The sequence below is a fragment of the Kitasatospora sp. NPDC093558 genome (assembly GCF_040683475.1).
GTDB lineage: Bacteria > Actinomycetota > Actinomycetes > Streptomycetales > Streptomycetaceae > Kitasatospora.
The window spans coordinates 1-2,742 of the sequence record NZ_JBFBDY010000755.1 but is presented as its reverse complement, the minus strand read 5'-3'; the positions used below and the strand labels follow the sequence as shown (position 1 = coordinate 2,742).

Sequence of the window (2,742 nt, the reverse complement as noted above, 5' to 3'; positions counted from 1 at the left end):
GCCCGGCCGAGGAGGTCGGCGACCGGCCCGGGCGCCACCTCGACCGGCGCGCCCCCGGCGGCCACCACCACGTGGGCGAGAGCCACGCCCGCCGGGATGTCCCGGTAGTCGCTCAGCCGGTGCGACAGTGCGCCGTCGGCCAGCAGCTCCGCCCAATCCGTGATCGGCCGCTCCGGCGGGCCGGGCAGCCGCACCACCGCCTGCGGGACGAGCTGGACGACCTGCCAGTACCCGCAGTCGTCCATCCTCGTTCCGACCGGCAGATCGCAGCCCAGGCAGGCGAGGTTCGGCCCGTCCCTCCCGTCGATCCCCATGCAGTAGCCTCCGGCCCGCTCGAGGATCAGCGTGGTGCCGCGCATGTCGCCGGGCGCGAGGAGGATGGTGTCCGACGGCCCGTCCGGCGCGGGGTCGACGGCGTAAGTCCCGGACTCCAGCAGTGGCGGGTGCAGCTCCTCCCAGTAGGTGTCGGCCAGGTGGACCGGCAACGCCACCTCCGACACCGCCGCCGTCAGGACCGCACCGCAACCCGCACACCCGAACACCGCCAAGCCGTCCCCTCCCGCCGTCGAAACCCCTGCATCCCACCAAGCAGGCGGATCGGGGAGCAAGCGGTTTTCAGACGACGCCGAACGCCCCACGGACAGGCAGAGCGGGCCCCGGAGCCCGGCTACGGGAAAGGCCGCCCCCGGGAGAGGTTCCCGGGGGCGGCGAATGCGGCTACAGGTACATCGTGTTGGGTGCCAGGCCACACAGGATGCGGCCGTAGAGCTCGGTGTTCGTCGTCGAGTGCATCAGGGCGTGCATGCTCAGCGCGTGGAGGTCCCGCACGGTGCGCTGGAGCGGGCCGGTGAGGTAGAGGGAGCCGCCGCCGCTGGCGTCGCCGAGGGTGCGGGCCGTGCGGGTGGCGCGGTCGAAGACGCGGCCGAGGTAGGCGCGGGCGTGCACCCGCTCCTCGACCGTCCACGGCTCGCCGGCCGCGCCCTTGGCGTCCACCAGGGCGGCCAGCCGGGCAGCGTGGCCCTCGGCCTCCTCGATCCGCAGCGCCGCCTCGGCGACCTGGAGGTGGGTGACGGCGGCCTCGCGCCGGGACGCGTACTCGGTGTAGGTGATCTTCTTGTCGAGCTGGTCCAGGTACGTCGCGAGCGCCGACTTGGCGAGGCCGATCGCGGTGCCGGTGAACGTCGTGCAGCCGGTCGCGATGAGCGGGGCGCGGTAGAGGGCCGACTCCGGGTTGAGCTTGGAGGCGGACTGGTCCTGGAGGACGAGGGCGAGCGGCAGGAGGCGGTCCTGCGGGACGAACACGTTCTCGGCGACGGTGGTGACGCTGCCGGTGCCGCGCAGGCCGGTGGTGTCCCAGTCGTCGACGATCGTCAGGTCGGACAGCGGGATCAGCGCCATCAGCGGCCACTGCGACTGCCCGTCCGGCGTCGGACCCATCGCGAGGGCCACCTGCCACTGGCTGTGGTGGGCACCGCTGATGAACTGCCAGGCGCCGTTCACCACCGCGCCGTCGGCGGCCGGGACGGCGGAGGCGCTCGGGCTGAGCACGCCGCACACCCGGACGTCCCCGGCGGCCGAGCCGAACACCTCGTCCTGGACGTGGTCGGGGAACTGACCGGCCATCCAGGCCGAGATCGACCACGCGGAGACGTTCCAGGCCGCCGAGCCGTCGCCCTGCGCGAGCTCGGTCATGACCTCGACGAAGGTCGCGGCGTCCGTCTCGTAGCCGCCGTAGCGGGCGGGCACCCGCATCCTGAACAGGCCGGCGTCGGTGAGCGCCGCCAGGGACTCTTCGTGCAGCCGCCGGTTCTCGTCCCCCCACGGGGCGTTGGCGCGCAGGACGGGGGCGGCTTCGGCCGCGCGGCGGACCAGCTCCGCACGGGCCGGGGCGTTCGCGTTCATGAAGCTCCTTAGCAGCGGTCAGACGGCGGGTGTCAGGCGGATGGGCAGTGTGGCGGTGCCGTTGAGCAGGAAGGTGCCCTGCGGCTGGACCTCCTCGGCCGGGACGGCGAGGGCGAGGTCGGGGAAACGCTCGAACAGCGCGGGCAGGCCGATCGCGGCCTCCATCCGGGCCAGCGGCGCGCCGAGGCAGTGGTGGACGCCGTAGCCGAAGGACAGGTGCTCCTTGTCGGGGCGGGTGATGTCGAAGCGGTCGGCGTCCTCGCCGTGCCGGCCGCGGTCGCGCCCGGAGGCGGCGAAGCCGATCAGCACCGGGTCGCCCTTGGGGATCCGCACGCCCGCGATCTCCACCTCCTCGGTGGTGAAGCGGAACGGCAGCTGGGCGATCGGGGACTCGACCCGCAGGGTCTCCTCGATGACGTCCCGCCACGGCACCTTCCCGTCGCGGACCAGCGCGAACTGCTCGGGGTGGGTGAGCAGCGCGACGACGGCCTTGCTGAGCAGGTTGGTGGTGGTCTCGGAGCCGGCGCCGAGCATCAGGTGGAGAGTGCCCGCGAGTTCGGACTGGTTGAGCCGGGAGCCGTTGTCCTGGGCCTCGATGAGCATGCTCAGGAGGTCGTCGTCCGGCTCCTTGCGCTTCATCTCGATGAGCTCGTACATGGCGTTGTGCCAGGACTCGACGTTGGCGACGGCCTCTTCGTGGTTGATCGTCGTCTCGGTGTTGACCTCGCCGCCGCGCATCACGTCGCGGCGCATGTGCTCGGGGACGCCGAAAAGTTCGCAGATCACCTTGGTGGGCAGCGGGTAGGCGTAGCGGTCCTTGAGGTCGACGTCCTCGCCGGG

At 72.5% G+C, this 2,742-nt stretch carries 2 protein-coding genes and 1 pseudogene; all 3 read right to left on the bottom strand.

Features of this window, described 5'->3' with window-relative positions; genetic code table 11:
* Nucleotides 1-491: pseudogene (locus AB0O00_RS34755) on the bottom strand (hypothetical protein); the annotation flags it as partial.
* 226 nt (nt 492-717) lie between these two features.
* Nucleotides 718-1,902: an acyl-CoA dehydrogenase family protein gene (locus AB0O00_RS34750; protein ID WP_363658663.1), complete on the bottom strand. Its 1,185-nt coding sequence runs from the start codon at nt 1,900-1,902 to the stop codon at nt 718-720.
* A gap of 18 nt (nt 1,903-1,920) precedes the next feature.
* Nucleotides 1,921-2,742, bottom strand: an 822-nt coding sequence (locus tag AB0O00_RS34745) for a cytochrome P450 (protein WP_363658661.1), incomplete at its 5' end; no start/stop codon positions are given.